The sequence below is a fragment of the Spiribacter onubensis genome (genome assembly GCF_040838425.1).
Classification (GTDB): Bacteria; Pseudomonadota; Gammaproteobacteria; order Nitrococcales; family Nitrococcaceae; genus Spiribacter; species Spiribacter onubensis.
Map to the genome: position 1 here is coordinate 336,470 of NZ_JBAKFI010000001.1, position 18,002 is coordinate 354,471.

Sequence of the window (18,002 nt, forward strand, 5' to 3'; positions counted from 1 at the left end):
CGCAAAGCGGACAATCTGACCAGCCTCAGCCCGCGAGGGTTGCCGTGCCGCGATCGGAGACGCCGACCTTGACCGTATCACCGACTTCATGGGCACGCTGGCCCCGATTTGCGCAGCTGGCCATGAGCTGGACCTCGCCACAGTCGAGTCGGTAATCCGTTGTCCCCCCTCGATAGAGCCGCTCGCGGACCCGGGCGGTGAACCGATTCGGCGATTGTGCCGCCTCGCTATCCAGGCGGATGGCTTCCGGTCGCAGCAGCAGATGGCTGCCCGCGCCAAAATCACCATCCAGGCGCCCGATGGCCGTATCGACGCCCGCGGCGTCGCGCTGACGGATGGGGACAAAGTTCTCATGGCCCATGAACCGGGCGACGAACAGATCCGCCGGCGCCTCGTAGATGCCCTGTGGCGTGTCCACCTGCGCGATGCGCCCGGCGTTGAGCACGGCAATGCGATCGCTCATGACCATGGCCTCCTCCTGGTCATGGGTCACAAAAACGAACGTCATGCCCAGTCGCCGTTGCAGGCGCTTGAGCTCGAGCTGCAGATGGGCACGGAGGCCTGCATCAAGGGCTGACAGCGGCTCATCGAGCAGCAGCACATCAGGTTCGTTGACGAGGGCCCGCGCAAGAGCGACGCGCTGACGCTGACCACCAGAGAGCTGGGCGACATCGCGCTCCAGGAGCGTCCCGATCCCCGTCAGCTCGGCGATCGCCTGCGAACGCTCGGCGATCTCTGCGCCGGGCACGCCCTGCATCTCCAGGCCGAATCCGATATTCTGGCGGACATTGCGGTGCGGGAAGAGCGCGTAGGACTGAAACACCGTATTGACGCTGCGGCGATGCGGCGGAACGCCGGCCATGGACCGACCGCCGATCTCCACCCGACCACTGTCCGGCTGCTCCAGGCCAGCAAGCACGCGCAGCAACGTGGTCTTACCACAGCCCGATGGCCCGAGCAGCGTGAAGAACTCGCCCGCCTCGATATCGAGGGTGACGGAATCCAGCGCCGCCACCTCGCGCTCAAAGCTTTTGGTAACAGCCTCGATCCGAATGGAGGAAGCCGTCCGCGCCAATGCATGACCGGTCATGCGCATCGCCTCCCGGCGGCCGTGCACGTGTTAGCCGGCCAGTATACCGAAAGACAACCCCCATGCGCGTGCCGTGCGCCGGATTCTATCCGCCGATTTCCGCCTGAACCGCGTTGCGGTAGCTCCACATATGCCGCATCAACCGCTGCATGAGCGCATCACGCTGTTCCAGATGCCGTAAGCGCTGGGCGTCGCTGAGGTTGGCAGCGGGCTCAGGCAGGTTATCCAGCCGGCTCATTGCCTGATCAAGTTGCTGACGATACCGATTGAGCAGACGCTCCCGTTCGGCACTGTCCTCGGTCTGATGGAGGCGATCACGCAACTGGTCCATGTCACGCAGACGGTCCCGATCCATGAGTTGATCGCCACCGCCGGTCGGGTCGGTCTGAGGATCCCTCGCGCGAGTGCGGTCCGTATCACCCTCTCCACCCCCGCTGTTGCTTTTGCCCTGCGCGTTGGCCATCGCCGGTAAGCCGGCCTGACTCCCCAGCATGATCATCGCAAGTCCGGCGAGAACCCGCCGGCGGCTCTGTCTCGTTGGCATGAGAACACTCTCCTCTGTCTCAATCCTGGACGACAGGATCGAGCATGCGCTGCTTGAGTGAGTGCGTGGAATCAGAAGATCGCGGGTTAAACCGGCGGCAGCATGGCCTGCTCGCGCGCCAGTCGTTCGCGGGCACCGGAGCAGACGATATCGCAGAGTTCGAATATGAACGGCGCCGTGATCCCGAAGTAGGCGCGATTGCCCTCCTGTCGACGACCCACCAGACCGTTGGCACGAAGCAGCGCCAGATGCTTGGACACATTGGAGGGGCTCGCGCCGCTGAGATCGGCGATCTCGCCGACAGTATGCTCGCCGCCCTGCAGGCAATGCAGGATGCGCAGGCGCTGTGCATCGCCCAGCACACGGAAGTACTGGGCGATCAGCTCCATGGACTCGGGTGTCGCGTGATCACTGCCGGCCATTACAGCCCTCCTGCGCCTGGCGATCGCTTTTATCAACCTGCTACAGACTAACCGAAAAGCGGGTTGTTTACTATATGACTATGTAAGAATATAGTGAAATCAATCACTCGGTTCAGGAGACGACATGGGTCGCCGTATCGCCAGTCTCGCCATGGATCACCCCCGGATCGTTTTTCTGGGGACACTCTTGCTCACCCTGCTGGGCACGGCCCTGATCCCCCTCATACAGATCGATACCGACCCGGAGAACATGCTGCCCGCGGATCAGGAAGACCGCGTGCGGCACAACGTCATCAAGGAGCAGTTCAATCTGCATGACATGATCGTCGTCGGTGTCGTCAACGAATCCGGGGACGAGGGTGTGTTCAACCCCCGCTCACTTGGCGCGATTCATTCGCTGAGCGAGGAGATTGCCGAAATCGACGGCGTCATCCGGCGCGACCTGCTGTCCCTGGCGACGGTGGACAATATCGAACAGGCCGGCCCCGGCACCATCCGCTTCGAGTGGATGATGAACACGCCGCCGGAGACCGAGGCCGAAGCCCGGGCGATCCGTGACGCCACCCTTGATCTGCCCCTCTTCCGCGACACGCTGATCTCCGGAGATGGCGAAGCAACGGCGATCTATGTCCCCATTGAGTCGAAGGACCAGAGCCATCGCATCGCCGGGGAGATTGAAGATCTGATCGCCGGACTCGACACCGATGATGAATTCCATATCACCGGCTTGCCGGTGGCGGAAGACACCTTCGGCGTCGAGATGTTCATCCAGATGGCCATTTCCGCGCCCCTTGCGGCGCTGGTCATCTTTGCCCTGATGTGGTGGTTCTTCCGCTCGGTGACGCTGGTCGTGGCGCCCATGCTGATGGCCTTCGCGGTGGTGCTGACCACAATGGGGGCCCTCATCGGGATGGGCTTCACCGTCCATATCATGAGCTCCATGATCCCCATCTTTCTGATGCCCATCGCCGTGGTCGACTCGGTCCACATCATCTCGGAGTTCGCCGACCGCTACCGCCCGGAGCGCGGCGCGAGGGAGACCATGGCCGAGGTGATGGACCATCTGTTCACGCCCATGCTCTACACCTCGATCACCTCCGGCATCGGCTTCGCGTCGCTCGCCTTCACCCCGATTCCACCGGTACAGGTCTTCGGCCTGTTCGTCGGGGCCGGCATCGTGCTGGCGTTCATCCTCACGGTGATTTTCATCCCGGCCTACGCGGTGCGTCTCAAGCCAGAGCGGCTGGAGGCCCTGCGTGCCGCGGGCAGCCGCCGCCCCCCGGATGACACCCCCCTCGCCCGTGGGCTGACGCGCCTGGGAGGCTTTGCCGTCGGCCGGGCGAAGCTGGTGGTCAGCATCTTCGCCATCGCACTGGTCATCGCCGGTTATGGCATCAGCCAGATCACGGTGAACGACAACCCCGTACGCTGGTTCCAGTCGGACCATCGCATCCGGGTCGCCGATCGCGTGCTCAACGAGCATTTCGCCGGCACTTACAGCGCCTATCTCCGACTCGAATCGGAGCAGGCAGGGGCCGCTCCCCAGCGCTTTCGGACGCAATCCCGGCAGATCATCGATCAGGCCCGCGCCGACGGCGTGCGGATAGGCGATACCTGGACGCAGCTGCGGGAACAGGCGGCACGCGATGCCGACGGCTTCCGTGCGCTGCTCGAGACGCTGAGCCTGGAGGTCGAGGATCAGCTGTTCACCGCGGACGATGCCGCGTATCCGTGGTGGGAGGAACTACTCACGCTGATCGACGAGACCCGGGGCGAGCTCAACACCTTCCAGCGCCCCGAGATGCTGCGCTACATCGCCGATTTCCAGGCCGCCCTGGCGGAGAGCCCGGAAGTCGGCAAGGTCAATACTGTCTCGGACCTTGTCCGCACGGTCTACCGCGAGCTGCGCAGCGGCGACGCCGGGGACTATCGTATCCCGGATTCCCGGCAGGCGGTGGCGCAGACCATCCTCAGCTTCCAGGGCTCGCATCGCCCCCATGACCTCTGGCGAATGGTCACCCCGGATTATCAGGCGGCCAACCTCTGGCTGCAGCTCTCCAGCGGTGACAACCAGGACATGCAGGCGGTCATCGACCGCGCCAATGCGTATGTCGAGCGCAACCCGCTGCCGGAGGGCGTGAGCATGAGCTGGGGCGGGCTCAACTACATCAACGTCGTCTGGCAGGATGCCATGGTCAAGGGCATGGCACAGAGCCTTGCCATCGCCTGGGTCATGGTGGCCCTGATGATGTTGCTGCTCTTCCGCTCGCTTGTCTTCGGGCTCCTGGCGATGGTCCCGCTGACCGTGAGCATCGCCCTGATCTACGGCGTGGTCGGTCTGATCGGCAAATACTACGACATGCCCATCGCGGTGCTTTCCTCGCTCACCCTCGGCCTGTCGGTGGACTTTGCCATCCATTTCATCGAGCGCAGCCGCGAGAACTATCGGCGCACGGGGAACTTCGCCGAGAGCATGCGTCTGATGTTCAAGGAGCCGGCGCGGGCCATCAGCCGCAACGCCATTGTCATTGCGGTCGGCTTCCTGCCGCTGCTGGCCGCACCGCTGGTGCCCTACAACACGGTGGGGATTTTCCTCGCCAGCATCATGGCGGCGTCGGCCATCGCATCGGTGGTTCTGCTGCCCGCCATCATGAAACTCGGTCAACGCCGGATCATGCCCGACCGGACCACCGCATCCACGCAATCCACTGGAGAGGCGACATGAAACACCTTCTAGCCCTGACCTGCCTGTCCATCGCCGGCCTTGCGGCAGGCATGGCGAGTGCCCAGATGACCGATGCGGAGCAGATCGTCGAGGAGGCCAATATCGCCTCGTACTATGCCGGCGACGATGGTCGCTCGGCGGCCCGCATGCTGATCGTCGACGGCAACGACAATCGGCAGCGCCGGCAATTCACCCTGCTGCGCAAGGATGTCGCTGATGGCGGCGATCAGCGCTATCTGGTGGTCTTCAGCCGCCCCGCGGATATCCGCGGCACGGTCTTCCGGGTGGAGAAGCAGGTTGGCGAGGCCGATGACCGCTGGCTCTACCTGCCCGCGCTCGACCTGGTCAAGCGCATCGCTGCCGGGGACAAGCGGACCAGCTTCGTCGGCTCGCATTTCTTCTACGAGGATATCTCCGGCCGGGGTACCGAGGAGGATGAACACAGCCTGATCGATACGACGGACGAGTACTACGTGATCGAGAGCACGCCGAAGGATCCGGATCAGGTGGAATTCGCCCGCTACCGGACGTGGGTCGACCGCGAGACGATGCTCCCCATGCGCACCGAGTACCAGCGCGATTCCGGCGAGGTCTATCGGCGGATGGAAGTCACCGAGGTGGAAACCATTGATGGCTACCCGACCGGGACCGAAGTCCGCATGGAGGACCTGGATTCGGGCGGTTACACCGTCACGCAGTTCCGTTTCTCCGAATACGATGTCGGTCTGCCGGACCGCATCTTCAGCGAGCGCTCGCTGCGTAACCCGCCGCGGGACTGGCTGCGCCGGGACTGAACCATGGGAACCGGCAGCCATATGACCGGGGACTGGTCCCGATGGCAACACCGCGGCGCGTTGCTCGGACTGCTCCTCATGGTCACCGCCACGCCACTGATGGCCCAGGAGAATGGGCAGGCAGAAGACCCGTGGGGTGATGAAGCATGGGGCGAGGACCCGTGGGCAGAGCAACAGACGGGCTGGCGGTGGTACGGATTCCTTGAGGGCGCGACGGCCACCCGACTCCATGACGATCCGGCGGTGGGCGATGACTACACCCTCAATGAGGCCCGATTGCAGCTTGAGGCGGAGCGGGCCCTTGGTGACTACACGGCAACCATCAAGGGAGATGTCTGGATTGACGGCGTCGAGGACGGTGTTCGTGGTGACCTACGCGAGGCGGCGCTCGCCGGTCGCCTCACCGATCGGATTGATGTCGACGTCGGCCGCCAGATCCTGACATGGGGGACCGGAGACCTGGTTTTCCTCAACGACCTCTTCCCCAAGGACTATGTCTCGTTCTTCAGCGGCCGCGACGATGAGTACCTGAAGGCACCCGCCGACGCCCTCAAACTCTCCTGGTTCGGTGATGTGAACATCGACTTCGTCTGGATGCCCCGCGCCGCCCCCAACCGGTACATCACCGGGGAACGACTGTCCTACTTCAGCGTGGTGGAGGGGCGTCGGGTAGCCGCACCGCCGACGATAGACCCCCGCGAACGTGACAGCCTGGGCAGGGACAGCGAGTTTGCCCTGCGCGTCTACCAGACAATCGATGGGGTGGAATATGCCGGCTACGCCTACCACGGTTATGACAACCAGCCGAGCGCCGTCGACCCATCCACCGGCGAGGCGTACTTCCCACGCCTGTCCTCACTGGGCGCGAGCCTGCGTCGCCCCGCTCTTGGCGGTATTGGCAATCTGGAAACCGCCTATTACGCCGGCGAGGACAGCAGCGGCGACAACCCCAACCTTCCCAACGACCAGTGGCGCTTTCTGGGTGGATTCGAGAACGAGCCTTTTGCGGATTTCACCCTCGGCTGGCAGTACCTGCTGGAGTGGACCCGGGATCACGACGCAATCATCGCCAATCTGCCGGCGGCTCAACGCCCCTATGCACCGGACGAGTACCGCCATCTGCTGACCAACCGGATCACCTGGCAGCTGCTGCGCCAGGATCTGACCCTGTCGCTGTTTACCTTCTATTCGCCGTCGGATGCCGACTACTACCTCCGTCCGAGAGCGATCTACCGCTTCAGCGACCAGCTGACAGGGACCGCGGGTGGAAACCTGTTCGGCGGGGCGGACGACTGGACGTTCCACACGCAGCTTGAAGACAACAGCAATCTTTATCTTCGACTTCGCTACAGCTTCTAGGAGGGCTGGTCATGACCGTGAATGAGGGACTTCGGGCAATGGCGGGATTCTTTGTGCTCCTCAGCCTCGCGCTGGGCACCTGGGTCCATCCGGGATGGTATCTGTTCACAGCTTTCGTTGGCTTCAACCTGCTGCAGTCGGCGTTCACGCGGTGGTGCCCGGCGATGGCCATTCTCAAGCGCATCGGCTTCCGGGAGGAATCGCCCCGGGAGAAGGCCTCCGCCTGAGCTAACGGCCGGGGATCCACACGAAACGGGTGACCGGTCCCGGTCACCCTACGCCCGGCGCTGTCGCAGGTAGTCGGCAAACGCCTTGCCGAAATCCGGGTGCTTGACGCCGAACTCCACCGTCGCCTGCAGATAGCCCAGTTTGTCGCCACAGTCGTAGCGCGTGCCCTCGAATTCATAGGCAAACACGGGCTCATCACGCATGAGGGCCGCGATCGCATCGGTGAGCTGTATCTCGCCGCCAGCGCCGGGCCGGGTCTGACGGAGCTTGTTGAAGATGCTGCCGTTGAGGATATAGCGTCCGACCACGCCGAGGTTGGACGGGGCATGCGCCGGGCTGGGTTTCTCTACGATGGCGTTCAGGCGACCGAGACGCTCGCTCACCGGCTCGATATCGACGACGCCATACCGGTCCGTATGGGCCTCCGGGACCCGCTGTACGCCGAGGATGCTCGCCACCTGCTCGTCATAGCGCCGGACCATCTGGGCGAGACAGCCATCCCCCTCGCCGTCATCGATGAGATCGTCGGCGAGAATCACGGCGAAGGGTTCGTCACCGACGACGGGTTCGGCACAGAGGACCGCATGCCCCAGCCCAAGCGCTTCGGACTGACGGATGTAGATGCAGGCCACATGGGACGGGACGATGTTTCGGACCGCCGCCAGTCGTTCGAGCTTGCCCGATTCCTCAAGCTCGGTCTCCAGCTCGTAGGCCTTGTCGAAATGATCGGGAATGCTGCGCTTATTGCGTCCGTTCACGAAAATCAGCGTCTCGATCCCGGCCCTGACCGCTTCCTCCGCGGCATACTGTATGAGTGGCTTGTCCACCACCGGCAACATTTCCTTGGGGTTCGCCTTCGTTGCCGGCAGGAACCGCGTGCCCAGTCCAGCGACCGGGAAGACGGCCTTGCGGATTCGTTTTGCCATCTGCCGTGATACTCCCTGCAAACGGTTCTCTCCCTGCCCGACAAGCGTAAAGCAAGGTGGGGGCCGTGTCAGGCGCCCCACCCATCCCGCCTAGTCGAGGGTGACCTGCTCTCGCATGGCCTCGAGCGTCGCCTCACCGATGCCATTGACCCGGGTCATGGTCTCGATGGTCTCGAATGGCCCGTTGAGCTCGCGATCCTCAACGATCGCCTCCGCCGTCGCCGGCCCGATGCCGTTGATGCGCTGGAGCTGATCGATATCCGCCTCATTGACGTTCACCGGCTCCGCGGTTGCCAGCGCCACGCCGGCGTAGAGACCCAGCCCGAGCAGACCGCCCAGTGGAGTGAGTGACTTCATGACATGCTCCCTTATTGCTTGAAGTGGCATGTCAGAGCCTAGTGCTGGAGGTCACCCCCCTGTTGTGACCTGCATCTCATCGAGGATCATCTCCACCGCACCAGCCGGATCCGCCGATCGGGTAATGGGCCGCCCCACCACGAGATCCGTCGCGCCGGCGGCAATGGCGGAGGCCGGGGTCTGTATGCGTCGCTGGTCATCCACGGCCATGCCGGCGGGGCGAACCCCCGGCGTGACCCGTCGGAATGATGGACCGCCCTGTTCGCGGACGGCGGAGGCCTCCTGTGCAGAGCAGACCACACCATCCAGCCCGGCACTCGCGGCCAGCGCGGCCAGCCGGCTGACCGCCTCGACCGGCGTTCCCTGTAGTCCGATGGCCTGCAGGGTCGCCTCGTCATGACTGGTCAGCACCGTGACCGCGGTCAGCAGGGGCTGCCGGCGCGGCGCCTCATCCACCGCCTCGCGGGCCGCCGCCAGCATGGCGGGGCCGCCGAGTGCATGGACGTTGATCATCCAGACATCGAGATCCGCGGCGGCCCGGCAGGCCGCCGCCACTGTATTGGGTATGTCGTGGAATTTGAGATCGAGAAACACATCCCACCCGTCATCCACCCACTCCCGGACCAGCGAGGGTCCGGCACGAACGAAAAGCTCCTTGCCGACTTTCAGGCGACACCGGCCCGGCGCCAGGCGGTTCACCATATCCCGCGCCGCCGTGGCGTTATCAAAGTCGAGTGCGACGATCAGGCTCGGCGACGGGCTCATTCCCCCTCCAGGCCGCGGCGCGGCTTGATACTTGACCAGGACCGGCACCCCGGACACTGCCAGTGGAGCTGGCGGGCCTCGAACCCGCATTTGACACACCGATACGGCAGCCGATCGCCCAGCAGCGCCTGAAAAAGCTCCCGTAGCACTTTGAGATCCCGCTGGCGACGGCGGTCCTCGTCATCCTCGCTGATATTGAGCTCGATAAGACGATCCAGGCCCCGGACCGACGGGCGCTCCCTGAGCTGTGTGGCGAGGAATTCCACCGCTGCCTTGCGCCCGTCACGCGACTCGATGCACTCGCTGAGCTTCATGATCACCGACACACCCGGATAGCGATTGAGCAACCGGTAGAGTTCCCCCATGAACTGGCCCTGGTCTCCGGTCGCCTGGTAGCACGCCTCAAGCCGAGGCAGCACCTCCGGGATGTAGTCGACATCCTGGCTCTCGACCCGTTGGCACGCCTTGATCGCGGCGCGCCAGCGGTTCTCCCGCTGCTCGAGGTCGCATTTCATCAACGAGGCCCGCACGCAGCGCCGGTCATATCCAAGGGCCCGACGGATGGTCTGACGGATCTCGCCGGAATCCGCATGATCCCGGATCATCTGCTCAGCCTGCTCACAGGCGAACTGCGCCATTTGAGGGCCGTAGTCCCCGGCGCTGATACGCTGCAGGCGCTGTGCGATCTCAATCGCCGACTCCCATTCGCGCTCCTGCTGGTAGATGTCCAGCAGCGACTGCAGGGCCGTGGTGCGGTATTCGCTGAACTCCAGCGCCTCGAGGAACAGCGTCTCGGCACGGTCCAGCAGCCCTGCCGCGAGGTAGTCGCGGGCCAGTTCCAGAAGCGCCGCGGCGCGCTGCTCCTGCGCCAGAGAGGGTCTCGCGATGAGGTTCTGATGAATGCGGACCGCACGATCGGCCTCGCCCCGACGACGGAAAAGGTTACCGAGGGTCAGATGCGTCTCCACGGTGTCCTCATCCAGCTCGACCATGCGCGTGAAAACCTCGATCGCGCGGTCTGGCTGCTCATTGAGCAGGTAATTGAGTCCCTGGAAATAATCGCGGGGGAGGGTTCGCTGGCGGCGGGCGGCGCCTTTCGCCTTGCGATGTCCGACCCACCAGCCGGACAGGGCTGCCAACGGAAGCAGCAGCCAGAAGAGGTACCACATGGTCAGGGCGTGTTCCGAATCGGCAATTTGCGCAATTCAGAGAGCTCCTCGCGGGAGGCCGCGACCTCACGCCGCAGACGTGCCAGCTGCCAGCGCTGGCGCATGAGTATGCCGGTGGCGGCCGCGAGCCCGATGATCACGCCGATGGCGAAGGCGATGACCAGCCAGAGGGAGATGGGCAGCTTGAGCTGGCCAAGGTAGAAATCCAGCGACACGGCTGTCGGGTTGAGCATGGCGAAGCTCAGTCCCGCCGCCACGACGATCAGCGCAAGGACCAGGCCGATCAGCCGCTTCATGCGTCCTCCGCATTGTTACGCCGACCCTCGTCCACCCGCTCGCGCATCTGTTTGCCCGGCTTGAAGTGCGGGACATGCTTGCCGGGGAGCGAGACCGGTTCTCCGGTCTTGGGGTTACGACCGATGCGCGGTGGCCGATGATGCAGAGAGAAGCTCCCGAAACCGCGGATCTCGATCCGCTCGCCGCTGGCCAGGGATTCGCTCATCTGCTCAAGCAGCGTCTTGACGGCCAGCTCAACATCCCGCTGGGCGAGATGCTGCTGATTCGCCGAGATCAATTCAATCAGTTCCGACTTCGTCATGGATGGCAATCCATCACCTCAAGAACGACCACGACCGGGCATCGCCTGCCCGGCCGCAGTCTGTTGCGGACGTCTCAGTCCTCGTCACCCCGATCAGCCATCTGCTCCTTGAGCAGATCACCCAGGGTGGTGGTACCGGCGGTGCCGGTGCTGCCATAGCCCTCGATGGCCTCGCGCTCATCCTGCTGATCCTTGGCACGGACCGAAAGGCTGATCATGCGATTGCGACGGTCGACCGCCATGAACTTGGCCTCGACTTCATCACCCTCGCTGACCACGTTGCGCGCGTCATCAACCCGCTCGCGGGCCAGGTCGGCGGCACGGATGTAGCCCTGAACGTCGTCGCCAAGATCAACCACGATCCCCTTGGCATCCACCTCGGCGGCGGTTCCGGTCACGACCGTCCCCTTGGGATGGTTGGCCACCCACTGGGAGACCGGATCCTGCGCCAGCTGCTTGATGCCCAGACTGATGCGCTCACGCTCCGGGTCGACGGACAGCACCACGGCTTCGACTTCCTCACCCTTCTGGAAGTCGCGGATGGCCTCCTCACCGGCATCACTCCAGGAGAGATCCGAGAGATGCACGAGCCCGTCGATGCCGCCTTCGAGTCCGACGAAGATGCCGAAGTCGGTGATCGACTTGATGGCACCGGTCACGCGGTCACCCTTGTTATGGGTGGCGGCGAACTCGTCCCAGGGGTTGGGCTGGCACTGCTTCATGCCGAGCGAGATCCGGCGACGCTCCTCGTCGATGTCGAGGATCATCACCTCGACCTCGTCGCCGATGGAGACCATTTTCGCCGGATTGACGTTCTTGTTCGTCCAGTCCATTTCGGAGACGTGGACAAGGCCCTCGACGCCTTCCTCGATCTCCACGAAGGAGCCGTAATCGGTGATGTTCGTCACCTTGCCGACCACGCGGCTACCCTCGGGATAGCGCGCGGCGATGGCCTCCCACGGATCCTCTCCGAGCTGCTTCAGGCCCAGGGAGACGCGGTTGCGCTCACGATCGAACTTGAGCACCTTGACGTCGATTTCCTGGCCGACATCCACCACTTCGGACGGATGCTTGACGCGCCGCCAGGCCATATCGGTGATGTGCAGCAGGCCGTCGATGCCGCCGAGGTCGACGAATGCGCCGTAGTCGGTGAGGTTCTTGACGATACCCTTGAGCGTCTGGCCCTCCTGGAGCTTCTCGAGCAGTGCCTCGCGCTCGGCGCTATATTCCTCTTCCACCACCGCACGGCGCGACACGACGACGTTGTTGCGACGGGCGTCGAGCTTGATCACCTTGAACTCGAGGTCCTTGCCCTCGAGGTAGGTGGTATCCCGCACGGGGCGGATATCCACGAGCGAGCCCGGCAGGAAGGCACGGATGTGACCGAGGTCCACCGTGAATCCACCCTTGACCTTGCCGCTGATCTGACCGGTGACCGTTTCGCTGCCCTCGTAGGCCGCCTCAAGCACACGCCAGGCCCGTGCGCGCTTGGCCTTCTCGCGGGACAGCCGGGTCTCACCGCTGCCGTCCTCGACGGCATCCAGGGCCACTTCCACATCGTCGCCGACGTTCACCTCGACGGTACCTTCCTCGTCGGTGAACTGGCGCAACGGGATGACCGCCTCGGACTTCAGTCCGGCATTGACGATGACGTCCTCACCATCAATCGCCACGATCTGGGCGGTGACGATGGAGCCCGGCCGCATGTCAGTCTGCGCAAGGCTCTCTTCAAAAAGTTCTGCAAAGCTTTCGCTCATGGGATGATTTGATCCGGGATCGGAAAACGATCCAGTTGGTTGCTTGAACACAAGACACTGCCAACAGCAGCGTCCACCTGCTTCAGAGCCGGGCCTCGACCCGCTCCATCACTGCACTGACCACCGCCTCGACGGACAAGTCCGTGGTATCGATGGTCACCGCGTCCTCTGCCGGCCTGAGCGGCGCCACACTGCGCTGGGTATCGCGCTCGTCCCGCGCTCTCAGTTCCTGCAAAAGATCCGCCAGATTAGCAGCAACACCCTGTCCCATCAACTGCTTATGGCGCCGGCGGGCGCGTTCCTCGGCGCTCGCGGTCAGAAAGATCTTCACCGGCGCATCCGGGAAAACCACCGTCCCCATATCGCGACCGTCAGCCACCAGGCCGGGCGGCCGGCGGAATGCACGCTGGCGCTCAAGCAGCGCCTGGCGCACCACCGGCACCGCGGCCAGGCGGGAGGCCCGCTCACCAGAGGCCTCGTCACGGATCGCGTCACTGACGACCACCCCGTCGAGGATGACCTCACCGGCCGCGGGACCATCTGTCGGGAACCGGATGTCCAGCGCCTCGGCGACCGCCACCAGACGATCGACCTCGCCGAGTCCGATGTCGGCCCGCAGCGAAGCCAGCGCCAGAAGCCGGTAGATCGCCCCGCTGTCGAGCAGGTGCCACCCCAGACGTCCGGCCAGCTCCCGGGCGATGGTGCCCTTTCCGGCTCCGCCCGGTCCGTCGATCGTGACCACGCCGATGCGGGCACTCATGCCGACGTCTCCTCGGCACGAATGGACAGACCGGCACGATGCGCCAGCTCAACGAAACCGGGAAACGAGGTATCCACCTCGGCACAGTCATCGATGGTCACGGGCCCATCCGCCGCCAATGCCGCCATGGCGAATGACATGGCGATGCGGTGATCGCCGTGGGCGCGCACATGGCCGCCGCGCAGACGTCCTCCAACGATGCGGATGCCGTCGGGCTGCGGATGGACCTCAATGCCCAGGCGCGCCAGCCCCTCGGCCATGACGGCGATCCGATCGCTTTCCTTGACACGCAGCTCTTCCGCGCCACGCAGCACGGTCTCACCCCGGGCGCAGGCCGCTGCCACGAAGATGGCGGGGAATTCGTCGATGGCAAGCGGCACCAGCTCCGGTGGGATGTCGATGCCTCGCAGTGGGGCCGGTTCCACCGTTATCCGCCCCACGGGCTCACCGGTACCCGCATGCCCGGCATCGATATCAATCGACGCGCCCATGCGCCGGAGAATCTCGATCACGCCGGTCCGGGTCGGGTTGAGTCCGACGTTGGTCAGCGTGACGGAGGCCTGCGACGCGATGGAGGCACCCACCAGGAAAAACGCCGCCGACGAGATATCACCGGGTACGGCAATCCCGCCGCCCGTCAGGGACGCCCCGCCCGTCACCCGAACACGCGGGCCTTCCACGGCGACCGGCACGCCGAGGGCCGCGAGCATGCGCTCGGTGTGATCCCGGGTGACGGCGGGCTCGGTCACGCAGGTCTCGCCCTCGGCATAGAGCCCGGACAGCAGCAGCGCGGACTTCACCTGGGCACTGGCCATGGGCATTGCATAGTCGATACCCCGCAGACCAGGCGCAGGTTCGATACGCAGCGGTGCGGTACCGTTCGGCGCCGTACCGATTCGAGCACCCATGCGCGTCAGCGGGTCGGTGACCCGCCGCATCGGCCGCCGCATCAGGGACGCATCGCCAACCAGTTCACTGACGAACGGCTGTCCGGCCAGGAGGCCGCTGAACAGACGCATTGAGGTGCCCGAGTTGCCCAGGTCGAGGGGCGCATCCGCGGCCTGCAGTCCGTGCAGGCCCACACCCTGGATCCGCAGGCGACCGTCCTCCGGTCCTTCGATCTCCACACCGAGCGCCCGCATGGCGGACAGCGTGGCCATGGCATCGTCGCCTTCGAGAAAACCCTCGACCCGGGTCTCCCCCTCGGCGATCGAGCCCAGCATGACCGAGCGATGGGAAATGGATTTGTCCCCGGGCACCGGGAACTCGCCATGCAGCGCCCCGCCGGGCTCCACGATGAACCGTCGGCCAACCTTCAAAGCCATCACGTCATCTCCGTTGTGATCAGCGCTCGAACCAGTGCAGATGGGCATCCCGGGTCTGCTTGGCGCTTCGGAAAACCGCCTCGAGGCCATCGGCGTCAGCGGCCTCCACCAGCTCGGCCAGCGCCTCCAGGTCGCGCCGGTAACCGGCAAGCGCATCCAGCACCGCCTCGCGGTTACCCAGGCAGATATCCCGCCACATCACCGGATCGCTGGAGGCAATGCGCGTGAAGTCGCGGAACCCGCCAGCGGCGTATCGAAGGATTTCCTCGTGATCCGGGGCCCGGGAAAGCATATCCACAAGCCCGAAGGCGAGCAGATGGGGAAGATGCGACGTGATCGCCAGCATGCGGTCATGATGCTCCACCGACATGGTGATCACTTCCGCCCCGACGCACTCCCACATCCACTGCACCGTGGCCGTGGCATCGCCGCTCGTATCGGCCGTGGGCGTGAGGATCACGCGCCGCCCCTGGAAAAGCGTGGCGAACGCCGCCTCTACGCCGCTGTGCTCGGTACCGGCGATGGGATGTCCCGGGACGAACCGGGTGGGGAAATGGCCAAGCGCGGCTTTCACGTCGCCGACGACACACCCCTTCGCACTGCCCACGTCGGTCAGCACGGTATCATCCGTCAGCCACGGCCGGAGCTGGGCCATGACTCCCCGAATGGCCCCCAGCGGGACGCCCAGCACCACCAGGTCAGAGCCGGCCAATGCTTCGGCGGGATCAAGACTGTAGCGGTCGACTGCGCCCAGCTCCCGGGCCCGTGCCAGCGGTTCGCTCCGGCGTCCCAGTCCCACCACTTCGGTGACGGCCCCGGCGCGTCTCAGCGCGAGTCCGAGGGAGCCTGCGATGAGCCCGACACCCACCAGGCAGATACGCCGCGGCTGAGCATTCACCGGCTCGCCCTATGCCACCGAACGCGGGTAGGAACCCAGGATCTTCAGCAGGCTCGCCAGCTGCTGCATCTCCCCGAGCGCGCGCTTGAGATCGGGATCCTCGGCGTGTCCGACCAGATCGATGAAGAAGACGTACTCCCACATGCCCTCGGGCGACGGCCGCGACTCCAGTCGGGTCATGTTGAGTCCATAGCGCGCCAGTGGCGCAAGCAGACCAGCCAGCCCGCCGGGCCGATTCTCGCGGGCGATGACCAGCGAGGTCTTGTCCTCGCCGGTGGGCTCCGGACTCTCCTTGCCGAGAACGAGGAACCGGGTGCTGTTGGCCGCGCCATCCTGAATCGAGGGCTGCGGCACGGGCAGCTCATACCGCTCGGCGGCAGCATCCGAGGCGATTGCTGCGGCACTGCTGTCCTCAGCCGCCAGCCGCGCCGCCTCGGCCGTGCTGGAGACAGCGATGCGTTCCGCCGCCGGCAGATGCGTCTCCAGCCACGCGCGACACTGCGCGAGGCCCTGGCTGTGGGAGTAAACCCGGCGGATCTCTCCGAGCGAGGTGGCGCGGGTGGCGAGATTCTGCACGATCGCCATCTCGACTTCGCCCACGATCTGCAGCGGTGAGGACAGGAGCCGATCCAGCGTGTGCGTCACCATCCCTTCGGTGGAGTTCTCCACCGGCACGACACCATACTCGGCGCCGCCGGCCTCGACCTCCCGGAAGACCGCATCGATACCCTCAAGGGGCAGGCTGCGGATCGAGTGCCCGAAGTGCTTGAGTGCGGCCTCCTGCGTGAACGTCCCCTCCGGCCCCAGGAAGGCGACCCGCAACGGCCGCTGAAGCGCGAGGCAGGCCGACATGATCTCGCGGAAAAGCCGGGAGATGTCCTCGTCGGACAGCGGCCCCTGGTTGGCGTCCCGAACCCGCCGGAGCACCTGCGCCTCGCGGGCGGGACGGTAATAGTCACCGGACTCCCCCGCCGCCTGCTTGACCGCGGCCACCTCAGCCGCAGCCCGCGCCCGCTCATTGACCAGCTTCAGGAGCTCATCATCAATCCCGTCAATCCGGGCCCGGATGGATTCCAGCGATTCACCCGTCACGCCTGCCCCCGTTGTTTCACTCAATCACGCGAACGGCAAGAACGCCCTCGGTGTCCCTCAGGCGATCGGCAACCTCCGCCGTCAGCTTGCCATCGATATCAACGACGCTGTAGGCCAGCTCACCGCGTGATTTGTTATACATATCAGCGATGTTCAGGCCGGCATCCGCGACCGCCGAGGAAATCTGCCCCAGCATGTTCGGCACGTTGGCGTTGACCACCGTCAGCCGGTCGCCACTGCCGTTACGCGGCAGGATCAACTCCGGGAAATTCACCGAGTTGCTGATGTTACCGGTCTCGAGGAAATCCCTGACCTCGTCAGCGGCCATGATGGCGCAGTTCTCCTGTGCCTCGGCCGTGGAGGCGCCGATATGCGGCAGGGCGACGACACCGTCCTGGCCCTTGAGCGTTGCCGACGGGAAGTCGCAGACATAGGTCCGCAGCCGCCCCTGCTGGAGCCCCTTGACGATGGCCTCGTCATCGACGATGCCGGCCCGGGCGAAGTTGAGCAGCACCTGCCCCTCCCGCGCGCCGGCCAGACGGGCGCCGTTGATCATGCCGCGCGTCTCATCGGTCTCCGGCACATGCAGGGTGACGATATCGGCGGCGGCCATCACCTCGTCCACGCTGTGGGCCCGACGCACGCCGGCCTCAAGATTCCACGCGCTGCGCACCGTAATCTTGGGGTCGTAGCCGATGACCTTCATGCCCAGCGAGGAAGCGGCATTGGCCACGTTGACACCAATGGCGCCGAGCCCGATCACACCCAGCGTCCGGCCCGGGAGTTCGAAACCGGTAAAACGCTTCTTCTCCGCCTCCGCGGTCTTGTTCATCTGCTCGTCGCTACCGCTGAGCGACTCGGCGAACGCCCAGGCAGGGCAGATGTTGCGTGCCGCCAGGAACATGCCGGCGATGACCAGCTCCTTCACCGCATTGGCGTTGGCGCCGGGGGCATTGAACACCGGGATGCCCCGCTGGCTCATCGCATCGACGGGGATGTTGTTCACACCCGCACCGGCGCGGCCGACGGCCTTGAGGGTCTCGGGGATCGACCAGTCATGCAGCTTGGCGGATCGCAGCAGCACTGCATCCGGCTGCTGTATTTCCGAGGACACCTCGAACCGCTCGCGCGGGAGACGATCCAGCCCTCGGGCCGATATATTGTTGAAAGTCAGTACTTTGTACATTTTTCCT

19 protein-coding genes are annotated in these 18,002 nt (G+C 64.8%); 4 read left to right on the top strand and 15 right to left on the bottom strand.

Features of this window, described 5'->3' with window-relative positions; translation table 11 throughout:
• Positions 1–25 precede the first annotated feature (25 nt).
• The 3 genes from V6X63_RS01705 to V6X63_RS01715 all read right to left on the bottom strand — a co-directional run bounded on the left by V6X63_RS01705 (position 26) and on the right by V6X63_RS01715 (position 2,056).
• A complete protein-coding gene (locus V6X63_RS01705) occupies positions 26–1,117 on the bottom strand; it encodes an ABC transporter ATP-binding protein (protein ID WP_367977980.1) in 1,092 nt (363 codons plus the stop codon).
• Between the two features lie 58 nt (positions 1,118–1,175).
• Positions 1,176–1,634: a hypothetical protein gene (locus tag V6X63_RS01710; protein WP_367977981.1), complete on the bottom strand. Its 459-nt coding sequence runs from the start codon at positions 1,632–1,634 to the stop codon at positions 1,176–1,178.
• Between the two features lie 86 nt (positions 1,635–1,720).
• A complete protein-coding gene (locus tag V6X63_RS01715) occupies positions 1,721–2,056 on the bottom strand; it encodes an ArsR/SmtB family transcription factor (protein ID WP_367966872.1) in 336 nt (111 codons plus the stop codon).
• 124 nt (positions 2,057–2,180) lie between these two features.
• Between V6X63_RS01715 and V6X63_RS01720 the strand changes: the two genes are divergently transcribed.
• From V6X63_RS01720 to V6X63_RS01735, 4 genes are read left to right on the top strand one after another with little or no spacing between them, the layout of a single operon-like run.
• Entirely contained in the window at positions 2,181–4,781 is a 2,601-nt protein-coding gene (locus V6X63_RS01720; RefSeq protein ID WP_367966873.1) for an efflux RND transporter permease subunit, read from the top strand.
• A complete protein-coding gene (locus V6X63_RS01725) occupies positions 4,778–5,575 on the top strand; it encodes an outer membrane lipoprotein-sorting protein (RefSeq protein WP_367966874.1) in 798 nt (265 codons plus the stop codon). The genes V6X63_RS01720 and V6X63_RS01725 overlap by 4 nt, the downstream gene beginning before the upstream one ends.
• Positions 5,576–5,578: 3 nt before the next feature.
• Complete coding sequence (locus V6X63_RS01730) at positions 5,579–6,934, top strand: hypothetical protein (RefSeq protein WP_367977982.1); 1,356 nt, start codon at positions 5,579–5,581, stop codon at positions 6,932–6,934.
• Positions 6,935–6,945: 11 nt separating this feature from the next.
• Complete coding sequence (locus V6X63_RS01735; RefSeq protein WP_367966876.1) at positions 6,946–7,161, top strand: YgaP family membrane protein; 216 nt, start codon at positions 6,946–6,948, stop codon at positions 7,159–7,161.
• A gap of 48 nt (positions 7,162–7,209) precedes the next feature.
• Here V6X63_RS01735 and galU read toward each other — a convergent pair whose 3' ends face one another.
• From galU to V6X63_RS01795, 12 genes are all read right to left on the bottom strand, one after another.
• Positions 7,210–8,088 (bottom strand): UTP--glucose-1-phosphate uridylyltransferase GalU, encoded by an 879-nt coding sequence (galU, locus tag V6X63_RS01740; protein WP_367966877.1) that lies wholly within the window; start codon positions 8,086–8,088, stop codon positions 7,210–7,212.
• A gap of 90 nt (positions 8,089–8,178) precedes the next feature.
• Positions 8,179–8,445 carry a ComEA family DNA-binding protein gene (locus tag V6X63_RS01745; protein WP_367966878.1) on the bottom strand — a complete coding sequence of 89 codons (267 nt, stop codon included), beginning with the start codon at positions 8,443–8,445 and terminating at the stop codon, positions 8,179–8,181.
• A 51-nt stretch (positions 8,446–8,496) separates the two neighbouring features.
• Complete coding sequence (pyrF, locus tag V6X63_RS01750) at positions 8,497–9,210, bottom strand: orotidine-5'-phosphate decarboxylase (RefSeq protein WP_367966879.1); 714 nt, start codon at positions 9,208–9,210, stop codon at positions 8,497–8,499.
• Entirely contained in the window at positions 9,207–10,379 is a 1,173-nt protein-coding gene (gene lapB, locus V6X63_RS01755) for a lipopolysaccharide assembly protein LapB (RefSeq protein ID WP_367966880.1), read from the bottom strand. Before lapB ends, pyrF begins: the two co-directional genes overlap by 4 nt.
• A 2-nt stretch (positions 10,380–10,381) precedes the next feature.
• Positions 10,382–10,675, bottom strand: a complete 294-nt coding sequence (locus V6X63_RS01760; protein ID WP_367966881.1) for a LapA family protein — start codon at positions 10,673–10,675, stop codon at positions 10,382–10,384.
• Positions 10,672–10,977: an integration host factor subunit beta gene (locus tag V6X63_RS01765; protein WP_367966882.1), complete on the bottom strand. Its 306-nt coding sequence runs from the start codon at positions 10,975–10,977 to the stop codon at positions 10,672–10,674. Before V6X63_RS01765 ends, V6X63_RS01760 begins: the two co-directional genes overlap by 4 nt.
• A gap of 74 nt (positions 10,978–11,051) precedes the next feature.
• Positions 11,052–12,734, bottom strand: coding sequence for a 30S ribosomal protein S1 (rpsA, locus tag V6X63_RS01770; RefSeq protein ID WP_367966883.1), 1,683 nt, complete (start codon positions 12,732–12,734; stop codon positions 11,052–11,054).
• 82 nt (positions 12,735–12,816) lie between these two features.
• Positions 12,817–13,494: a (d)CMP kinase gene (gene cmk, locus V6X63_RS01775; protein ID WP_367966884.1), complete on the bottom strand. Its 678-nt coding sequence runs from the start codon at positions 13,492–13,494 to the stop codon at positions 12,817–12,819.
• A complete protein-coding gene (gene aroA, locus V6X63_RS01780; RefSeq protein ID WP_367966885.1) occupies positions 13,491–14,819 on the bottom strand; it encodes a 3-phosphoshikimate 1-carboxyvinyltransferase in 1,329 nt (442 codons plus the stop codon). Before aroA ends, cmk begins: the two co-directional genes overlap by 4 nt.
• A gap of 19 nt (positions 14,820–14,838) precedes the next feature.
• Entirely contained in the window at positions 14,839–15,717 is an 879-nt protein-coding gene (locus V6X63_RS01785) for a prephenate dehydrogenase (RefSeq protein WP_367966886.1), read from the bottom strand.
• Positions 15,718–15,726: 9 nt separating this feature from the next.
• Positions 15,727–16,809: a prephenate dehydratase gene (gene pheA / locus V6X63_RS01790; protein ID WP_367977983.1), complete on the bottom strand. Its 1,083-nt coding sequence runs from the start codon at positions 16,807–16,809 to the stop codon at positions 15,727–15,729.
• Between the two features lie 16 nt (positions 16,810–16,825).
• On the bottom strand, positions 16,826–17,995 hold the full coding sequence (locus V6X63_RS01795) for a phosphoglycerate dehydrogenase (protein WP_367966888.1): 1,170 nt from the start codon (positions 17,993–17,995) through the stop codon (positions 16,826–16,828).
• Positions 17,996–18,002: the final 7 nt, after the last annotated feature.